Raw genomic sequence first — 17,593 nt, 5'->3', positions numbered from 1 at the left:
CCGCATATCGGACATGACCGCCGCGATGCGCTCCGGCGCCGCGTTATTCGCCGCGTTCGGATTCCGGTGTCGGAACCTGCTCGGCGGCCGGCGATTCGCTGTGGGTTACCCGAACGACCAGGTAGTTGAGCGCCCACAGGACAACGCCGATGGCGAGCAGCGCCCCGGCGATGACGTACTGATCGGTATTGCGATCCGTCCATGGCGTCACCAGGAATCCGCAGCTGAGCGCGCCGACCACGGGAAGCGGCGTCGGGGTGCGGAAGTGGCTGTGCTCGACGGTATCCCGGCGCAGCACCAGTACCGCCACATTGACGATGGTGAAGACGGCGAGTAGCAGCAACGCCGTGGTTCCGCCGAGTTCGGGCACTTCGCCCACGAAGAAGATCAGCCCGAGTGCGAGCACCGTGGTGAACGCGATGGCCAGGTGCGGGGTACGGCGGGAGGCGTGCACCCTGCCGAGCGGGCGCGGGATGACCCCTTTGCGTGCCATGCCGTAGAGCAGGCGGCTGGCCATCAGCATATTGATCAGGGCGGAATTGGCCACCGCGAACATGGTGATGAACGCGAAGATATGCGTGGGGAACGCGGGCGCGCCCACTTCGACGACCTTCAGTAGCGGAGTGTCGCCCTGCCCGAGTTGATCGGCCGGCACCAGGGCGATCGCGGTGATCGAGACGACGACGTAGATGGCGCCGGTGAGCAGCAGTCCGGCCAGCAGGACTTTCGGGAAGATTCGGCTCGGCTCCTTGCATTCCTCGGCCATATTCACCGAATCCTCGAATCCCACCATCGCGTAGAAGGCCAGGGTGGTCGCGACGACGACACCGCCGACAGCGCTGCGGTCACCGGTGTCGAATTCGGTGATGCGTCCGAAATCGCCGTCGCCGACGCCGAGCGCCCACAACCCGATGGCGATGACGATCAGCAGCCCGCTCAACTCGACGCAGGTGAGCACGACATTGAGCTTCACGCCCTCGCTGACGCCGCGCAGATTGATCGCCGCCACCACGAGCATGAAGGCGAGGGCGATGAGCGTGACGCCGATACCCGTGCCGAGGTCGAAATCCAAGGCTTCGGCGAAATTCGCGGCGAACGCTCTCGACGCGGTGGCGGCCGAGGTGATGCCCGAACTCATCACCGCGAAGGCGACCATGAATGTGACGAAGTGGATGCCGAACGCCTTGTGCGTATAGAGCGCGGCGCCTGCGGCATGGGGATATTTCGTCACCAACTCCAGGTAGCTGAGACCGGTGACCAGCGCGACCAGGAACGCGACGAGGAACGGCACCCACACCGCCCCGCCGACCTCATTGGCTACCTTGCCGGTGAGCGCGTAGATCCCGGTGCCGAGGATGTCGCCGACGACGAACAGCAGGAGCAGTCCGGGGCCCATCACCCGTTTCAAGGTCGGTTCTGGTGTGGCGCCCGGTTCGGCGGTCACATCGGCCATGTGGTGTTCTCCTGTGGGGTCGCGAACAGATGTGGGATACCCATTCTCGCCCGCGACGCGGCCGCCGTAGGGTGACCGCTCGCGCATCGAATCCGTCTCGATGGTGAACCGCTTCCACCGCTGTCGCGTTCATCCGAAGGTCAGCGTCCACTCCGACATGCCGCCCCACGGGCGTGCTGCCGGAAACCGGGATGCCGCTCGCGCAGGATGGGAAGGGTGCAGATGACCAGTGATCAGCGGGTCGCGCCACGGGCGCCGGTGTTGGCGCAGTGGTGGGTGCTCGCCTGTCGGTTGATCAGACAGTCGCCGCGCAACGGCGAGTTGTTGACGGCCGTCGCCGCGCCCACCGTCTTCACGATCGGCTTCTACGTCCCGCTGAATACGGTGATGAACCTGTACGGGCACGGACTGAGCAGCTACGCGCAGTTCCTGATGCCGATGATCGTCATGCAGTCGGTCTCCTTCTGCGCGACCTCCGCGGCGTTCCGCGCCGCGATGGACGCCAGGGACGGTCTCAATTCGCGCTTCGGCTCGCTGCCGATGCCCGCGGCGCTTCCGTTGACGGCGCGACTCACCGCCGCGATGTATCGCGCCGCCATCGCGCTGGCCGCCGCGGTGGTGTGCGGATACGTCATCGGGGTGCGCTTCTACGGGGGTTTCGCGGATACGGTGGGCTTCCTCGCCTTCGCACTGCTGATCGCGCTGACGCTGTGCCTGGGCGCGGATGTGCTGGGGACGGTGTCGCAGAGCCCGGAGGCGACCACCCAGTTGCTCATCATGCCGCAGTTGATCCTCGGCATGGTCTCGACGGGTTTCGCCCCGGCCGAACAATTTCCCGCCTGGATGCAGGGTTTCGCGCGGAATCAGCCGATCTCCCAATTCGTGTACGCCCTTCGGGCGCTGGCGGGGGATCCGTCCGGCAATGCGGGCGTGGTCGGGTGGGCGGTGCTCGGTCCGGGGTTGGCCTGGGCGCTGGGCCTGCTGCTCGTCTTCGCCGGGTGGGCCGCCGTCGTGGTGATGCGGAGATCGGGATGACGCGGACATTGCGGCTGCCCGTCGCCGCCGGACCGACCGAGACCTGGCGCGGGGCGGGACCGCAGACGCTGATCCAGACCCAGCGGCTGTTGGTGCGCTGGTGGCGCGATCCGCTCACCGTCGTGCAATCGCTGGTATTCCCCGCGCTACTGCTCGTCATGCTGAATACCGTGCTCGGCAAGCAGATTTCGGCGGTATCCGGGATGAACGCGCTCTACGGGACGGTGCCGATGGTGGCGCTGGTCGGGGTGATGTCCGGATCGCTGGCCGGTGCGGTGACGCTGGGCCGTGAACGCGATGCCGGACTGTTGGCCCGATTCTGGGTGCTGCCGGTGCATCGAATATCGGGACCGGCCGCCAGGATCCTGGCCGAGGGCATACGAATCCTGCTGTGCACCACGGTCATGTTCGCGGTGGGGGTTGTACTCGGCTTCCGGTTCGAGCGTGGGCTGCTCGCCGGTATCGCGCTGTTCGGTGTTCCGCTGATGTTCGGGCTCGGATTCGCGACCCTGGTCACCGCCGTCGCCACGTACACGGCCAATGCGGCCCTGGTGGAGGCGATTTCGCTCGGATCGTCGCTGATGATGTTCTTCAGCACCGGATTCGTGCCGCTGCCCGCGTATCCGGGCTGGGCGCAGCCTATCGTCGCCAACCAGCCCATGAGTCACGCGATCGACGCGATGCGCGGGCTGTCGGCGGGCGGTCCGGTACGCGAACCGCTGCTGGCCACCGTCGCATGGTCGATCGGGGCGATCGCGGTGTTCGCGATTCCGGCGGGCGTCGGCTACCGCCGTGCCAGTCGCGGCTGAATCCGGCGCTGGCTCAGGTCAGCTCCTCGGCGATCTTCTCGATGCGGTCCATGGAGTCGCGCGGGCTCAGGGCCATGGCGCGTAACTGGTCGAAAATCACGCCGAAGCGGCGGATTTCGAGGTGCCCCTCGATCAGTTCGTCGCCCGCGATACCTTCGACGTACACCAGTTCCGGATCGTTGGGTTCGGGGAAATCGAGCAGCGTGAACGATCCAGCCATACCGGGATGCGCGCCCGCGTCGAACGGAAGTATTTGCAGGATGACATTTTTCATCTTGCTGTGATCGATGAGCTTTTTCAGCTGCCCGTACATGACTTCGGTCCCGCCGACCACACGGCGGATAGCGGCCTCGTCGAGCACCACCCACAGCTCGAGTGGTTCGTCTTTGGTGAGCACGGTGGCGCGGTTCATCCGCGCGGACACCCGACTCTCGGTGACGGCCGCCTCGACCTTCGGCATCGAGGTATCGATGACCGCGCTCGCGTACTGCGGGGTCTGCAGTAGACCGGGGATGTAGGAGGTCTGGTAGTGCCGCGCGGACAGCGCCTCGGACTCGAAATTGATGTATGCCGAATAGACCTCGGTCAAATTCGCTTCGTAGGGCCGTGACATCCCCGGTTTCTGCGCGTCCGACAGCAGGTCCAGGGCATATCTACGCCGATCGGGTTCGATGTCGTACAGATCGAGAAGCGTCATCAGGGTGCGCCGCTGCGGACGGGCCTGCGCCGCCTCGATGCGATACAGGGTGGTGACATTGATGCCGGTTCTGCCGCTGACCTCTTCCTTGCTGAGCCCGACGCCTTCGCGCATTTCGAACAGCAAAGCGGCCAAGCGGCGCAGACCGGCGGTGAGAACGGTGCGCTTGCCTGCCATGGCGCCAATCCTTTCACCTCGCACGGCATTCGGACCAGATATTCGGACGACATATCGGCGGTCTCGCATCGGCACGAATTCGCCGAATATCCGGCACACGGTTCCCGCGTTATCGCCGTGCGTCAGGTCTGGGGCATCGGCAGGGGCACGACGATGCCGAATGGCAGGTTGATACTCGGCTGGTGGGCAGGCGGTGGCGCCGGTGATACCTGCGGTTGCTCCTCCAGGTGGAAGGGCGCGGGATCGGGCGACCGTTCGACGGGTGGTTCGGGGTGTTCGGGCACGATTGGCGCGCAGAGGATTCCGCACTCGACGGTGACACCGGGCATCGTCACCAGCGGCGGCGTCACGCGGACCGGCGCGCTGGTTCGGGCCATCGGCTCGAGCGGTATCGGCCTGCCCCTCGGTGGTGTGTTCGCCGCCAGGACCGCGGGGCCGGGTCCGATCGGCGCCGAGCCGGGCGGAACGAGTTCGGGGGAGAGGGCGACCCGCCGGGGTGTTCCGCCGGTGTGATATGCCGCCGACCAGCTCAGCACGTCGGTGGCATAGGACATCGAATTGTTGTAGCGCAGTACCGCGCGCAGCTCCTGGGCCGGGTCGCGCAGGTCGAGATCGCCCGAGCAGAGGTAGTTTCCCGCACCGAGGGCGGCGTCGAAGACGTTGTGCGGGTCCTCGATTCCGTCGCCGTTGCCGTCGGCGGCGTACCGGTTCCAGGTATCGGGCAGGAATTGCATCGGGCCGAGCGCGCGCACATATCCGCCGCCCGCCGCGGGAATCACCTCGTTGGCGGGCAGGGTGCCGTCCAGGGCGGGCCCGAAGATGGGTTGCACCGTGGTGCCCGCGGCATCGGTGCGCCCGCCGGAGGCATGCCCCGACTCGATCCGACCGATACCGGCCAACAGATGCCAGGTCAGTCCGCAGCCCGGTCTCGACGACTCCATGGCGAGCTCGGCGTTGCGGTAGGCGGCGAGCGCGATCTCGGGAATCCCGAGTGCGCCAACATTTTCGGGGAGGGAAATCTCCCGCAGCGGCACCGTGGCGCCTGCCGGAACCACCTCGGCGGCGCCGGGGGTCACCGCGTGCAGTCTGCGTGGGGAATCCGGAACGACGGACAGCAGGCCGACGGCGCTGTCGGGGGAGGGCTCCCGCGCGGTCGATTCGCTCGCGGCGGGAGCGGGGTCCGCGGTATCGCGTGCCGCCGAAACCCCGGTGGCCGGTACGGAACCCGATACGACAACACCGACCGCGATCAGTGCCGACACGGTGATCGGAGCGGACAAACGCATGCGGTCACACCTATCCCGACGTCGGGGGACCGCGGCGCGACCGCATCCGGCCTGCCGAGACTCCGAACGCCATCGTCCAGAAGTATGAGAACACTCACTAACATAACGCATCCGATAGCCACGTCGAAATGATTTCGAGTGGCGAATCGGTGATCACATAGCTGGATCTCTCCGGCCCATGGTCGGGATGGTCCATCGGATCGGCGGTGGCCGGGATGGTAACTGACAGTCTGCTATGAGGGTGAATCGTGTGCGTTGCCTCCGCGACAGTGCGGCGGAGCGCGCTGATCAACTGGTCGATTGACCTCGAAGGCGGATCAATTTCTATGCCTCGAACACGGCTTATTCGAATCCGCGCCGTGTCCATATTGGAATCCATCCACGCGGGTCCGCGACTCGAATAGTGATTGCTGCATATTGACTGATCAGAGAGAGGTTGGGTCGTCGAGGTGGTGCTGGACCTGAAAGTGGTGGTGGTGGGCGCGGGATTCGGTGGAATCGGTATGGGGGTGGCTCTCAAGCAGTCCGGCCGCGAGGACTTCGTGATCCTCGAGAAGGGCGACCGAGTCGGGGGCGTGTGGCGGGAGAACACCTATCCGGGCTGTAACTGCGATGTGCCCTCCCATCTGTACTCCTTCTCCTTCGCCCCGTATCGCAGTGCGACACAGCGGTATCCGGGCCAGGAACAGATTCTGTCCTACCTGGGGCAGGTCGCGAACGACTACGGCCTGACCCCGCATCTCCGGTTGAATTCGGCCCTGGCGGAGGCGACCTATCTCGAGGACAGCGGGCGCTGGGAACTCACGACTGTCGCAGGCGAGCGGATCCGCGCCGACATCGTGGTCTTCGCCCTCGGCCAGTTGCATCGCCCCTTTATTCCCGACATTCCGGGACGGGACGACTTCGCGGGCCCGGCATTCCACACCGCGCAATGGGACCACCATCAGGATCTGCGCGGCCGGGATATCGCCGTGATCGGCACCGGCGCCAGCGCGGTGCAACTACTTCCCGAGATCGCGCGGATCGCCCGTCGCGTACACGTCTACCAGCGCACCCCGCAGTGGTTGCTGCCCAAACCCGCTCGCGATTTCGGCGCGGTGTCCAGGCTCGCGCTGCACGTGCCAGGCGCGCACCAGGTCTATCGCACGGCGTTGCACCGCGGCGCGGATACCGTGCTCGCGCCGATCATGCGTCGGGGCTGGTCGGCGTGGCCCGCGCAGTGGTTCGCGCGCGCCTATCTGCATCACCAGGTCGCCGATCGGAGTCTGCGCGCCGCGGTGACCCCCGACTATCCCATCGGGGGTAAGCGGATCATCTTCGACAGCCACTACTACCCGACCCTGGCCCGGCACAACGTCAAACTCGTCACCGACCCCATTCACCGCATCGTCGCGGGCGGCGTCGAAACCGTGGACGGCGCGTACCGGCACGCGGATATCCTCGTCTACGCCACCGGCTTCCGCGCCGCCGAGTTCATGGTGCCGATCACCGTGCGCGGTCGCGGCGGGCAGGTGCTGCACGAGCAGTGGTCCGACGGGGCGGACGCCTTCATGGGATTGGCGGTGCCCGGATTCCCCAACGCATTCCTCATCGCCGGACCGAATTCCTTCACCCCCGCCGGGAGCAATCCCACGATGAAGGAGTATCAGATCGGCTATATCCTCGACTGCCTGCGGTGGCGCGAGGAGATCGGCGCTGCCGCAATCGAAGTCGGCGTGACCGCGATGGCGCGGTACCGGTGCTGGCTACGGCGGTCGATGGCGAAAACCATCTGGTCGGGCTCGATCGACAGCTGGTTCAAACATTCGAGCGGGCGGGTGGTCAATCCGTGGCCGAGCACTACCCGCGCCTTCGCGCGCATGTTGCAGCATGATCCGGCCGAGGCGTTCACCGCCGTGCCGATCGGATCGGACACCACCGAGGACATCGACCATCGCGAGGACACTTCTCGCTGACTCGACCGTCATGCCCCGATTCATCGTCGGGGCGATTCGGCCGCCGTCCCCTCGTGCGCGGTGAGCAGCAGGTGGTCGAGTTGTGCGCGCATGCGCGTTTCGGCCGCGGCGACGGTGGACAGTCCGGCGATCAGGCGTTCGGCGATGGTGCGCAACTTCGTATTGGTGTCCTGTGAGCGCCACCGCAGGACATGGAACGCCTGATCGGGACCGATGCCGTACACCACCATCAGCACCCCCTTGGCCTGCTCGATCACCGCGCGGGATGCCACGAGGTCCGGCAGGACTTCCTCTAGCGCCCCCTCGCGATGTTCGGCCAGGGTGCCGGTGATATCGATGTAGTAGCCGATCGTGCCGATGACGCGTTCGTCGTCATCGAGCAACCGGTCCGACACCACGATCACGTCGCGGACGGTACCGGCGGTGTCGATGATCCGGTGATTGCTGGAGAACGGCGATCCGTCCTCGACCGAGGTGACCAGTGCGGCCTCGACCCGATCGCGATCATCGGGATGTTTGTGCGACAGCAGCAGTTCGGTGGTCGGCACCACCTCGCCCGGCTCGTAACCGTGCATACGCGCGACTTCCGGCGACCACTCCCAGCTCTGATCGGCGAACAGGAAACGGAAACCGCCCACTCCCTGCGGCTGGCCCGCGCCGACGACGCGCTCGAGCCGGTCGATATCGGCCCGGGGTGGAGTGAGGTCACCACCATCGTGCATAGCCATTGGTACCACGTCGGCGGTATCGCCGAGCCGTTTCCCGGTCGGCGCACACCCCGCACGCAGCGATTCGCCCCCGGCACGCGGTAACCGCGCACCGAGGGCGAATCGAGCCGGTCAGGCCTTGCGCTGCGCCGAGGTGCGGGCAGGGTTGGCCTGTTCGGCGGCCTTCGGGTCGAGTTCGTCCTGCTTGTCTCTGACCCCCGCCTCGATTCGGTCGCCGAGACTCTTGTCCACATTGCGCCAGTACTCGAACGCCCGTCCCAGCACCGGCTCGCTCACTCCGTTGAGCAGGTGGCCGACGATATTGTCGACAAGTCGTTGCCTGCCCGCGTCATCGAGGACATCGCGCACCATGGTGCCCGCCTGGCCCCAGTCGTCGTCATCGGCGCGGGCGGTATAGGCCTGCCGAACCATCTCTCCGTCGGTATGCCAGCCGACCGGCGGCCCGGACACCGCGGGATCGGCGTGCGGACCACCCTTGGAATTCGGCACGTAGACCGGATCGCCGGGGTTGTGGTGCCGCATCGCTCCATCCTTGGAATAGGAACGGACCGGGGCCGCGTGCGCCGAGTTGACGGGAAGTTCCTTGTAGTTCGCGCCGATTCGATGGCGGTGCGCGTCCGGATAGGAGAACCACCGACCCAGCAGCATCTTGTCCGGGCTCGGACCGGTGCCAGGCACCGAATTGCTCGGCTCGAACGCGGCCTGTTCGATTTCGGTGTGATAATCCGCCGGATTGCGGTTCAAGGTCATCCGGCCGACCTCGATCAGCGGATAGTCGCCGTGCGGCCAGACCTTGGTGAGGTCGAACGGATTGAACCGGTAGGTCTTCGCGTCGTCGAACGGCATGATCTGCATATGCAGCGTCCAGCTGGGATGGTCGCCGCGGTCGATCGCCTCCCACAGATCCCTGGTGTGGTAATCGGTATCGATCGAGGCCATCTGATCGCCCTCGTCCTGGGTGAAGAATTCGACGCCCTGATCGGTCTTGAAATGGTATTTCACCCAGAAACGTTCGTTCGCGGCGTTGTACCAGAGGTAGGTGTGGCTGGAATAGCCGTTCATATGCCGCCAGGTGCGCGGTATACCCCGGTCGCCCATCAGCCAGGTGACCTGGTGCGCGGATTCCGGTGACAGCGTCCAGAAATCCCATTGCATATCGTGATCACGCAGGTTGTTGTCGGCCCTGCGCTTCTGCGAGCGGATGAAATCCTGGAATTTCATGGGATCGCGGACGAAGAAGATCGGCGTATTGTTGCCGACCATGTCGAAATTGCCCTGCTCGGTGTAGAACTTCAGGGCGAATCCACGCGGATCGCGCCAGGTATCGGGACTGCCGCGCTCGCCGGCGACGGTCGAGAACCGCGCGAGCATTTCGGTCTTCTTCCCGGGCTGGAATACGTCGGCCCTGGTGTAGGCGCTGACGTCCTCGGTCACTTCGAAGGTGCCGAAGGCGCCGCCACCTTTGGCGTGCGGCTGCCGCTCGGGCACCCGCTCCCGGTTGAACGCGGCCATCTTCTCGATGAGATAGGCATCGTTCAACAGGATCGGACCGTCTGGGCCCACCGTGAGTGAGTGTTCGTCGCTCGGTACCGGAATACCGGCGTCATCGGTGGTGAAATTCGACATCTTGCTCCCTTCTACCTGCGGTAATAGGAGGCCGAGCCGGGCGGCTCAGGCGATGGCCACCGACTCCGATGCTATCGCTGTACCGCAGGACAGGTAGATCATCGGGATGACGGGAGGTGATCAGTGCCCACCTGTCCGCCGTCTACCCGCCGGTCGGCCGCCGAAACTGTGCGGCCGCTCGGGTGCGCCCCTCGATGACGTCGGTGACCGGTCGACCGGATGGTTGGGCGGCGGGTGTGATCGGGCTATAACGGCTGGTCGGTCGCATGTCGTCGAAGGAACCTGTGGGATCCGCTCCTGGGGGCGGCGTTCGTAAGGATTCCGTAGGAAAACTCCTAGCTCCCCTGGGTTTGATTCACAGGTGCGGACACGACAGTGGGGTTCGCCGCGGTCGGGACTCCGGTCCGGAGCCGATCGGCGGGCGAACCCGTCACCGGAGGACGCATAGCCGCTGATGCGAGATCCGGATCTGCTCGAGGAATGGAGAAGACAAGTGCCGACGATGTTTCCGACTTCCGTCACGGTGGCGAGCCAGGATGCCGCGCAGGACTACACCCGCTTCGGGTGGACGGTCGCGGCGACGGCCAACGGCGCCTGCCTGATCACCGACGACCAGGTGGCCGGTATCGAACTGACCGGTCAGCTGGCCGCGAATGTGCGCCGGTTCCTGCGCGCGAACAATCTGTCCGGCCCGGTGATCGAGATTCCCGGTGCGCAGCGTCGTGAGATCCATCTCGTCACCGGCTTGAACCGGGTCGAGATGGCGATCGAGGCGCTGCGCGAGGCGGGCGCCATCGTGTACAGCGACGGCGCGGGTATCCCGCTGCCGCCGAGCACGCTGTCGACCGGCGCTCTCGCCTGGGGTATCGCCCCGTCCGAAGCCCGGTGGATGCCGCCGCTGGTGGCTGTCGCCGCCGCGGTGCGCTCGGCCGCCCGCCGCGCCCGATTCGTCCGCGTCGCCTGCTGAGAGTCCGCGAGCGGGGTGATCTTCGTGACTCGCGGCGGCCGGTTTCGGGTCGGAGCGGCCGGGTAGTTCGGTCCCTGAGTATTGCGGCGAACGTCGCGACACGAGAAAGGCGTGAACGATGACCAAACCGATCACGAGCACACTCGACCAGGAACAGCAGCGGATCACCGGTGAGGCCCTGCAGGCCACGGTGGTGGATCTGATCGACCTGACCTTGATCGCCAAGCAGGCGCATTGGACCGTGGTGGGGCGCAACTTCCGTTCGGTCCACTTGGCGCTGGACGAATTGGTGGTCGTGGCACGAGATTTCACCGACAGCAGCGCCGAACGCGCCACCGCGATCGGCGTCAGCCCCGATGGTCGCGCCGCGACGGTGTCGACGGATTCCGGCGCACTCGGCATCGGCGCGGGCTGGCAGCAGGACACCGATGTGATCGACGCGGTCGTCAGTAACCTCGGCGCCGTCATCGCCCGGTTGCGCGACCGCATCGAAGCGACCGAGGAGGCCGATCCGGTCACCCAGGATCTGTTCATCGAGATCACGGCGCGGTTGGAGCAGTTGCACTGGATGTGGCAGGCGCAACTCGCCTCCGCGTGACCCGAACCCCGTGCGCGCGGGCAAAAGTGACACCTGTCCGCCGTCGGCGTCGATACGCCGACGGCGGACAGGTGTCCGCACGGTGCGGAAGGCGGTGTACCGCCGCGACGTCGGGTGCGGGGGATTCACCGAAGCCGGAGCCAGGGGGTGGAAACCCCTCTTGCACACGCCGTCCCAGCTGTGTCCGGCAGCTTCCGTGGTCACGACGGTGCGCGACGTTCGAGATTGCATCTGTAAGAACATGTTAGATGCAGCAAGTAGAACGCAATCTTGCGTTCCGGCTTCCGTCGGAGCATGATCCAGCTAGCCTGGTCGTGAACAACTGATCCGATGACCGGTAAAACCGAATCGAGAGCCAATAATGTTGGTACAAAGAGCGTTGGTGTCGGTGGATTTTCGGGGGATGCGATGAGCGCGCCGACTGTAGGGGTACTGCCGACGGCTCCGCAAATATTGTGCGCATTCCAGGGGAGACGCTTTCAAGATCGCGAACTGTTGCGATCCGCGCATGTTCTCGCCGAACTGCACGCCCGTCGCGCCCAGATCCGCGATCCCCTTCTCGTCGCCGAAATCGACTGTCGACGCAGTGAACTCGTCGACGATATCAATGACTGGATCGCGCAGGAGATTCCGCAACATCGTCAGGGTGCGTCATTGCATACCGAAAGCCTCGGGGCCGTTGTGGACCGAATGGCGCGTAGCTGGGTCGATGCGAACCAGGCGATCGATGTCGAGGGGCCGCGCAGTAATAACACCCATAAGCATTGGTATCACCTGGCAGAACTGGTCGACGGTTACACTGATCTGGTAACCGATGTGGCCGGAGGTCGCCGTCGATTGCCCGCACAGTAATTCCGGGCGACGCGGATTCGATCACCTCGGTGGCACTGCCCAGTAGTGTCGCTGCCGACAATGGCGAGATCCGTGCGGATTCTCCGATCGGTGAATCCAGGCGGGCACGAATTTCGCCCGGCACAGTGACGGCGGGCGCAACGGCGCGCCCCGCCCGGCGTGCCGCGTAGTCGACTCACGCGGCACGCCCGCTGAGGATTTAGGATCGACGGGGTGTCGCTGCTTCCCTTGATCTTCACCGCGGGCTGGGCCAGCGGGATCAATGCCTACGCGGTCATCCTGCTATTCGGGTTGTTCGGCCTGACCGGCCTCTCCGATGACGTGCCCGCCGGTTTGCAGCGCACCGACGTGCTGATCGCCGCGGCCGTGCTGTTCCTGATCGAAGCGGTGGCGGACAAGATTCCCTATCTCGATTCGTTCTGGGATGCCTTCCACACGGTGGTGCGGCCGGCCTCCGGCGCTGTGGTCGCGGCGCTGATCGCGGGGTCGGACGGGTCGCTGCCCGAATTGGCCGCGGCGGCGGTCGGCGGTACCACGGCGTTGGTGAGTCACTTCGTGAAAGCCGGGCTGCGGATGGCGATCAACACCTCACCGGAGCCTGCCACCAATATCGTCACCAGCACCGCCGAAGATCTCGGCGTCGCCGCCGTCATCACGCTCGCGATATTCCATCCGGTCCTCGCGGCGACCATCGCGGGCGTCCTGCTGCTCGCAGGAGTGACGCTGGTCGTGCTGTTGGCGAGCAGAATTCGCCGCTACCGCCGACGCCGCCGCGAACGCAGGGCCCGGCGGCAGGCGGCGGCCGTCACGGGCTGACGCCACGAAGGTCACTGCGCGTGAGACGGTCCCGATCCGGAACTGCCTTGCGGCTCAGCGACTCGATGTCCATGATCACACCATGGACAAGCCGACGCGGCAGCTGGCGCGGGGAGTCGCCCCACCCCAGCGCATCGAGCTCGATGACCTGGTGGTCAGGCGCTGGCAGGCCACCGATATCGCGGCCCAACTCGCGGCCCTCACCGAATCCTTCGACCATCTGCACGCCTGGATGCCGTGGATGGCCGAAGCGCCGTCGCTGGACCGGCAGCGCGCGTTCCTCGCCGATGTGACAGCGAATTGGCCCACGTCCTCCGGGGAGTTCGCCTACGGCATATTCGACGCCGAGGGCGGCCTCCTCGGCGCGATCGGCCTGCGCGGTCCGGTCGGGCCCGCGACATTGGAGATCGGCTACTGGTGTCATGTCGCCCATTCCGGCCGCGGGGTGATCACCCGCGCCGCCGCCGCGCTCACCGAAATCGCGCTGGCGCTACCCGGTATTCGTCGCGTCGAAATCCGTTGTGACGCGCGGAATTCCCGCAGGGCCGCGGTTGCGCGCCGACTCGGGTACCGCCTGGAGCGAGTAGAGCCTCGCGAACCGCAGGCGCCCGCGGACTCGGGGAGTGTCATGGTGTGGGCGCGGGACGCGGACGTGCGCGCCGATCGACAGGACGGGCGCGCGGGGTGATCGTGCTCGCCACCCGGATTGTGCTCGGTCGCCGCGCGGGCGGTGGAACCCTTCCCATGGCTCACGGTGTCGACCGCGGTATCCGGTGCTGGCCGAATCCGATTGTAGGACAGCGCATTTCCTCAGAGGTTGAGCAGATCTGCGGTGTCCTGGCCGAGGGCGGGGGCCAGGGTCAGTCCGCGGTCGCCAGTCCCGGTGACGACCCAGATGTGTTCGCCCGCCTTGACGCGGGTCATCGGTGCGGCCGGGTCGACGCTGCGGCTGTGGACCCCGGCCCAGCGCCGCACCACCGGAGGCAACTTGCGACCGAGCAGTTCCTCGGTGACCTGGGTGAGGTGCTCGTAGGGTGCTTCGTCCACGTCGAAGGCGAAGGGTTCGGTGTATTCGCGGGTGTCGCCGATGGTGAGTCCGCCGTGCAGACGTTGCACGCACACCAGGTGCATCCGGTGTTCGGCGGCGATGGCGGTCTGAGACTGTTCGGCGTTCAGCGCGTCCACCACGGGTCCGGCGAAAGCCGGGTGATGGCGGAAGCTGTCGCCGTCGGCGATGGCGGTGGTCAGCGGTTCGCCGAGGGGGGCGGTCTGCATCATCTGCAGCCGGACCCGGTGTACCGGGAGGACCCCGGCGAGTTCGCGGGTGAGGCCGGAGTGCGCGGCGCCGGGACAGTGGAGCACCAGATCGGCCTCGAAGGTGCGGCCGTGATCGTCGAGAACCCTCGCACCCGAACCGGTTTCGGTAACCGACCGGGCCTCGGTGGTCGAGTGGAAGGTGTAACGGCCGGTGGCGGTGAGATAGGCGCGCAGGGCGGGTAGTGCCCGTCGGGATTCGACGGCGGCATCGGTCGAGCAGTGCAGTCCGGCGAGGAATTTCCCGCGCAGCGCGGGGCTGATCGTCCGCACGCGCTCCGGTTCCAGTAATTCGAGACCCCTGGTCTCGGCATCGGGGTGGGCGGCGGCGGCCTCGGCGACGTCCAGTTCCGCGTCGGTGCGGATCAGCGTGATCGAGCCGGTGCGACGGAATCCGACCCCGGCCACCTTGCCGCCGATCTCCTCCCACAGCTGCCGCGAGCGCAGGGTCGTATCCAGTTCGGTGGACGAGCATCCGGCCACCCGGATGAGTCCGAAGCCGCGCACGGTCGCGCCCCGCGCCTCCGGTTCCCGCTCCAGGTGCACGACCTCGTGCCCGCGGGTGACCGCGGCGAACGCGTGCGCGGTGCCGAGGATGCCGCCTCCGATGATGACCAGTCGCATGGCCCCATGGTGGTCCAGCGATCTGGACCACCGGGTGGTTCCCGGGCGAACGACAGGTTAACAAGCAGCGGGATCGAACGAGTCGCGTTCCCGCCGGACGCGCAGCCGATGACACGGCCGCGCGCGGCGGCGGCCATGCGATGACCTGGCCGCGACATGTCGACATCAGGGCGGCCCGATAGTCTTGTTCCATGGCAGTTCGGACCCGCAAACCACTCGTACCCGGCACGCAGTCGCCTACGCGTGAGGTGCCCCGCTCGATCGAGCGGCCGGAATACGCGTGGAAGAAGACCGTGAACGAGGGTCGCGAACCCTGGGTGCAGACCGCGGAGACGATCGAGAAGATGCGGATCGCGGGCAAGATCGCGGCGCGGGCGCTCGAGGAAGCGGGTAAGGCGGTCGCGCCTGGCGTCACCACCGATGAACTCGACCGGATCGCGCACGAGTACATGTGCGATCACGGGGCCTACCCGTCCACGCTCGGGTACAAGGGTTTTCCGAAATCGTGCTGCACCTCGCTGAACGAGGTGATCTGCCACGGAATCCCCGACTCGACGGTGATCGAGGACGGTGACATCGTCAATATCGATGTCACCGCCTATATCGATGGCGTGCACGGTGATACGAACAAGACCTACCTCGCCGGCGACGTCGACGAGGAGGTCCGGTTACTGGTCGAGCGCACCGAGGAGGCCACCGCGCGAGCCATCAAGGCGGTGCGGCCGGGCCGGGCGCTGAATGTGATCGGGCGCGTGATCGAGTCCTACGCCAACCGCTTCGGCTACGGCGTTGTCCGCGATTTCACCGGCCACGGCGTCGGCCCCACCTTCCACAGCGGCCTGGTGATCCTGCATTACGACCAGCCGGCCATCGAGTCGGTGATCGAACCGGGGATGACCTTCACCATCGAGCCGATGATCAACCTCGGCGGTATCGACTACGAGATCTGGGATGACGGCTGGACCGTGGTCACCAAGGATCGCAAGTGGACGGCCCAGTTCGAGCACACCCTGGTGGTCACCGAAACCGGCGCCGAGATCCTCACGCTGCCGTGACGGTCCGACGGCGCGGATACCGGCGCACCCGCGCGACGGCCACGCCGTGAAAGGGGCATTACTGGTCGCGGGCACCACCTCCGACGCGGGGAAAAGCGTGGTGGTGGCCGGGCTGTGCCGTCTGCTGGCCCGGCGTGGGGTCAAGGTCGCCCCGTTCAAAGCCCAGAACATGTCCAACAATTCCGTCGTCACCCTCGATGGCGGGGAAATCGGTCGTGCGCAGGCATTACAGGCGCAGGCCTGCGGACTGGAGCCGAGCGTCCGCTTCAATCCGGTGCTGCTCAAACCCGGTAGCGACCGGCGCTCGCAGCTGGTGGTGCGGGGCAAGGCCGTCGGCGACGTCGGTGCGCGCGACTATTTCCTGCACCGCCAGAGTCTGCGCAATATCGTTGCCGCCGAACTCGATTCGCTGCGCGCCGAATTCGACGTAGTGATCTGTGAGGGTGCGGGTTCGCCCGCCGAGATCAACTTGCGCGCGACCGATCTCGCGAATATGGGCCTGGCGCAGGAATCTCGACTACCCGTGCTCGTCGTCGGCGATATAGACAGGGGTGGCGTGCTCGCGCATCTGTTCGGCACCGTCGCCGTCCTCGACCCCGACGATCAAAAGCTGATCTCGGCCTTCATCATCAATAAATTCCGCGGCGACGTCGAGTTGCTGCGACCCGGCCTCGACCGGCTGACCGAGCTGACGGGTCGCCCGACGCTCGGGGTGATCCCGTTCGCGGAGGATCTGTGGATCGACGCAGAGGATTCTCTCGGCACCGTGGCCGACGCCGCGGTGGGCAGGCCGCGCTCGCCCGTCGGCGCGGAATGGCTGACCGTCGCCGCCGTTCGGCTGCCGCGCATCTCGAATTCCACCGATGTGGAGGCGCTGGCGTGCGAACCGGGTGTCTCGGTGCGCTGGGTCACCGAACCGTCGCGGCTGGCCGACGCCGATCTGGTGGTGCTGCCTGGCAGTAAGTCGACCGTGTCGGATCTGGAGTGGTTGCGGTGCAACGGAATAGCGAAGGCGTTGCGTGCGCGGGCGGCGATCGGCCGTCCGATCCTCGGCATCTGCGGCGGCTACCAGATGCTCGGCCATCGCATCAGCGACCATGTCGAATCCGGTGCTGGGGAGGTGAACGGGCTCGGCCTGCTCGATCTGGAGATCGAATTCGACCAGGACAAGGTGCTGCGCAGGGCCGAGGGGTATGGCGTCGGCAAAGCCGCGACCACCGGAATTCCGGTGGCGGGCTATGAAATCCACCACGGACGGGTGACCCACAGCGGCGATCCGGCCTGGCTCGAAGTGGACGGGCAATCCGAAGGCAGTGTGCGCGGCGCGGTATGGGGCACCCACCTGCACGGGCTGCTCGAATCCGACGAGTTCCGCCGCGCCTGGCTGCGTATCGTCGCCGATCGCGCCGGACGATTCGACTACGTCGTCGCCGAGGATATCTCGGTGGCGCGGGTGCGCTCGGCCCAGCTCGACCTGCTGGCCGATCTCATCGAGGAACACCTGGATATCGCCGGAATCGAGAAATTGATCTCCACGGGCGCGCCCGCGGACCTGCCGGTACTCGCTCCCGCGCTGCTCGCGCCGGCCTCGGGGTAGCCCC

General features: G+C 66.2%; 16 protein-coding genes. 10 read left to right on the top strand and 6 right to left on the bottom strand.

Annotation, left to right across the window (positions count from 1 at the left end; translation table 11 throughout):
- Positions 1-43: 43 nt before the first annotated feature.
- Entirely contained in the window at positions 44-1,453 is a 1,410-nt protein-coding gene (locus ABZS43_RS02580) for an APC family permease (RefSeq protein ID WP_355034049.1), read from the bottom strand.
- 222 nt (positions 1,454-1,675) lie between these two features.
- Here ABZS43_RS02580 and ABZS43_RS02575 point away from each other — a divergent pair, with 222 nt between their 5' ends.
- A complete protein-coding gene (locus ABZS43_RS02575; protein ID WP_355034359.1) occupies positions 1,676-2,488 on the top strand; it encodes an ABC transporter permease in 813 nt (270 codons plus the stop codon).
- Complete coding sequence (locus ABZS43_RS02570) at positions 2,485-3,297, top strand: ABC transporter permease (protein ID WP_355034048.1); 813 nt, start codon at positions 2,485-2,487, stop codon at positions 3,295-3,297. Before ABZS43_RS02575 ends, ABZS43_RS02570 begins: the two co-directional genes overlap by 4 nt.
- 13 nt (positions 3,298-3,310) lie before the next feature.
- Here ABZS43_RS02570 and ABZS43_RS02565 read toward each other — a convergent pair whose 3' ends face one another.
- Complete coding sequence (locus ABZS43_RS02565; protein ID WP_355034047.1) at positions 3,311-4,171, bottom strand: helix-turn-helix transcriptional regulator; 861 nt, start codon at positions 4,169-4,171, stop codon at positions 3,311-3,313.
- Between the two features lie 122 nt (positions 4,172-4,293).
- Positions 4,294-5,457 (bottom strand): lytic murein transglycosylase, encoded by a 1,164-nt coding sequence (locus ABZS43_RS02560; RefSeq protein WP_355034046.1) that lies wholly within the window; start codon positions 5,455-5,457, stop codon positions 4,294-4,296.
- 449 nt (positions 5,458-5,906) lie between these two features.
- Here ABZS43_RS02560 and ABZS43_RS02555 point away from each other — a divergent pair, with 449 nt between their 5' ends.
- Entirely contained in the window at positions 5,907-7,412 is a 1,506-nt protein-coding gene (locus ABZS43_RS02555; protein ID WP_355034045.1) for an NAD(P)/FAD-dependent oxidoreductase, read from the top strand.
- Positions 7,413-7,432: 20 nt separating this feature from the next.
- On the opposite strand, the gene ABZS43_RS02550 is transcribed toward ABZS43_RS02555, so the two are convergent.
- Both ABZS43_RS02550 and ABZS43_RS02545 read right to left on the bottom strand, forming a co-directional pair.
- A complete protein-coding gene (locus ABZS43_RS02550; protein WP_355034358.1) occupies positions 7,433-8,134 on the bottom strand; it encodes a PAS and ANTAR domain-containing protein in 702 nt (233 codons plus the stop codon).
- Positions 8,135-8,251: 117 nt separating this feature from the next.
- Positions 8,252-9,766 (bottom strand): catalase, encoded by a 1,515-nt coding sequence (locus ABZS43_RS02545; RefSeq protein ID WP_355034044.1) that lies wholly within the window; start codon positions 9,764-9,766, stop codon positions 8,252-8,254.
- Positions 9,767-10,268: 502 nt separating this feature from the next.
- Here ABZS43_RS02545 and ABZS43_RS02540 point away from each other — a divergent pair.
- The 5 genes from ABZS43_RS02540 (at position 10,269) to ABZS43_RS02520 (ending at position 13,687) form a co-directional block, all read left to right on the top strand.
- Complete coding sequence (locus tag ABZS43_RS02540) at positions 10,269-10,733, top strand: hypothetical protein (protein ID WP_355034043.1); 465 nt, start codon at positions 10,269-10,271, stop codon at positions 10,731-10,733.
- Between the two features lie 118 nt (positions 10,734-10,851).
- Positions 10,852-11,331 carry a DNA starvation/stationary phase protection protein gene (locus ABZS43_RS02535; RefSeq protein ID WP_355034042.1) on the top strand — a complete coding sequence of 160 codons (480 nt, stop codon included), beginning with the start codon at positions 10,852-10,854 and terminating at the stop codon, positions 11,329-11,331.
- Between the two features lie 330 nt (positions 11,332-11,661).
- A complete protein-coding gene (locus tag ABZS43_RS02530; protein ID WP_355034041.1) occupies positions 11,662-12,183 on the top strand; it encodes a DUF4254 domain-containing protein in 522 nt (173 codons plus the stop codon).
- A 213-nt stretch (positions 12,184-12,396) separates the two neighbouring features.
- Positions 12,397-12,999, top strand: a complete 603-nt coding sequence (locus ABZS43_RS02525) for a DUF4126 domain-containing protein (RefSeq protein ID WP_355034040.1) — start codon at positions 12,397-12,399, stop codon at positions 12,997-12,999.
- 82 nt (positions 13,000-13,081) lie between these two features.
- Entirely contained in the window at positions 13,082-13,687 is a 606-nt protein-coding gene (locus ABZS43_RS02520; protein WP_355034039.1) for a GNAT family N-acetyltransferase, read from the top strand.
- A gap of 122 nt (positions 13,688-13,809) precedes the next feature.
- Here the strand turns inward: ABZS43_RS02520 and ABZS43_RS02515 are convergent, their stop codons facing one another.
- Complete coding sequence (locus tag ABZS43_RS02515; RefSeq protein ID WP_355034038.1) at positions 13,810-14,937, bottom strand: TIGR03364 family FAD-dependent oxidoreductase; 1,128 nt, start codon at positions 14,935-14,937, stop codon at positions 13,810-13,812.
- Between the two features lie 191 nt (positions 14,938-15,128).
- Between ABZS43_RS02515 and map the strand changes: the two genes are divergently transcribed.
- Entirely contained in the window at positions 15,129-15,992 is an 864-nt protein-coding gene (map, locus tag ABZS43_RS02510) for a type I methionyl aminopeptidase (protein ID WP_355034037.1), read from the top strand.
- A gap of 46 nt (positions 15,993-16,038) precedes the next feature.
- Positions 16,039-17,589, top strand: coding sequence for a cobyric acid synthase (locus ABZS43_RS02505; protein WP_355034036.1), 1,551 nt, complete (start codon positions 16,039-16,041; stop codon positions 17,587-17,589).
- Positions 17,590-17,593 lie beyond the last annotated feature (4 nt).

It is taken from the genome of Nocardia sp. NPDC005366 (assembly GCF_040606855.1).
Classification (GTDB): domain Bacteria; phylum Actinomycetota; class Actinomycetes; order Mycobacteriales; family Mycobacteriaceae; genus Nocardia.
This window is presented reverse-complemented; position numbering and strand designations above follow the sequence as displayed.

Excerpts from the sequence above, each read along its gene's own strand:
- ABZS43_RS02520 (WP_355034039.1), top strand. The coding sequence starts at position 13,082 with ATGGACAAGCCGACGCGGCAGCTGGCGCGGGGAGTCGCCCCACCCCAG.
- ABZS43_RS02565 (WP_355034047.1), bottom strand. The coding sequence starts at position 4,171 with ATGGCAGGCAAGCGCACCGTTCTCACCGCCGGTCTGCGCCGCTTGGCC.
- ABZS43_RS02560 (WP_355034046.1), bottom strand. The coding sequence starts at position 5,457 with ATGCGTTTGTCCGCTCCGATCACCGTGTCGGCACTGATCGCGGTCGGT.
- ABZS43_RS02545 (WP_355034044.1), bottom strand. The coding sequence starts at position 9,766 with ATGTCGAATTTCACCACCGATGACGCCGGTATTCCGGTACCGAGCGAC.
- ABZS43_RS02550 (WP_355034358.1), bottom strand. The coding sequence starts at position 8,134 with ATGCACGATGGTGGTGACCTCACTCCACCCCGGGCCGATATCGACCGG.
- ABZS43_RS02580 (WP_355034049.1), bottom strand. The coding sequence starts at position 1,453 with ATGGCCGATGTGACCGCCGAACCGGGCGCCACACCAGAACCGACCTTG.
- ABZS43_RS02575 (WP_355034359.1), top strand. The coding sequence starts at position 1,676 with ATGACCAGTGATCAGCGGGTCGCGCCACGGGCGCCGGTGTTGGCGCAG.
- ABZS43_RS02540 (WP_355034043.1), top strand. The coding sequence starts at position 10,269 with ATGTTTCCGACTTCCGTCACGGTGGCGAGCCAGGATGCCGCGCAGGAC.
- ABZS43_RS02570 (WP_355034048.1), top strand. The coding sequence starts at position 2,485 with ATGACGCGGACATTGCGGCTGCCCGTCGCCGCCGGACCGACCGAGACC.
- ABZS43_RS02530 (WP_355034041.1), top strand. The coding sequence starts at position 11,662 with ATGACCGGTAAAACCGAATCGAGAGCCAATAATGTTGGTACAAAGAGC.
- ABZS43_RS02515 (WP_355034038.1), bottom strand. The coding sequence starts at position 14,937 with ATGCGACTGGTCATCATCGGAGGCGGCATCCTCGGCACCGCGCACGCG.
- ABZS43_RS02535 (WP_355034042.1), top strand. The coding sequence starts at position 10,852 with ATGACCAAACCGATCACGAGCACACTCGACCAGGAACAGCAGCGGATC.
- map (WP_355034037.1), top strand. The coding sequence starts at position 15,129 with ATGGCAGTTCGGACCCGCAAACCACTCGTACCCGGCACGCAGTCGCCT.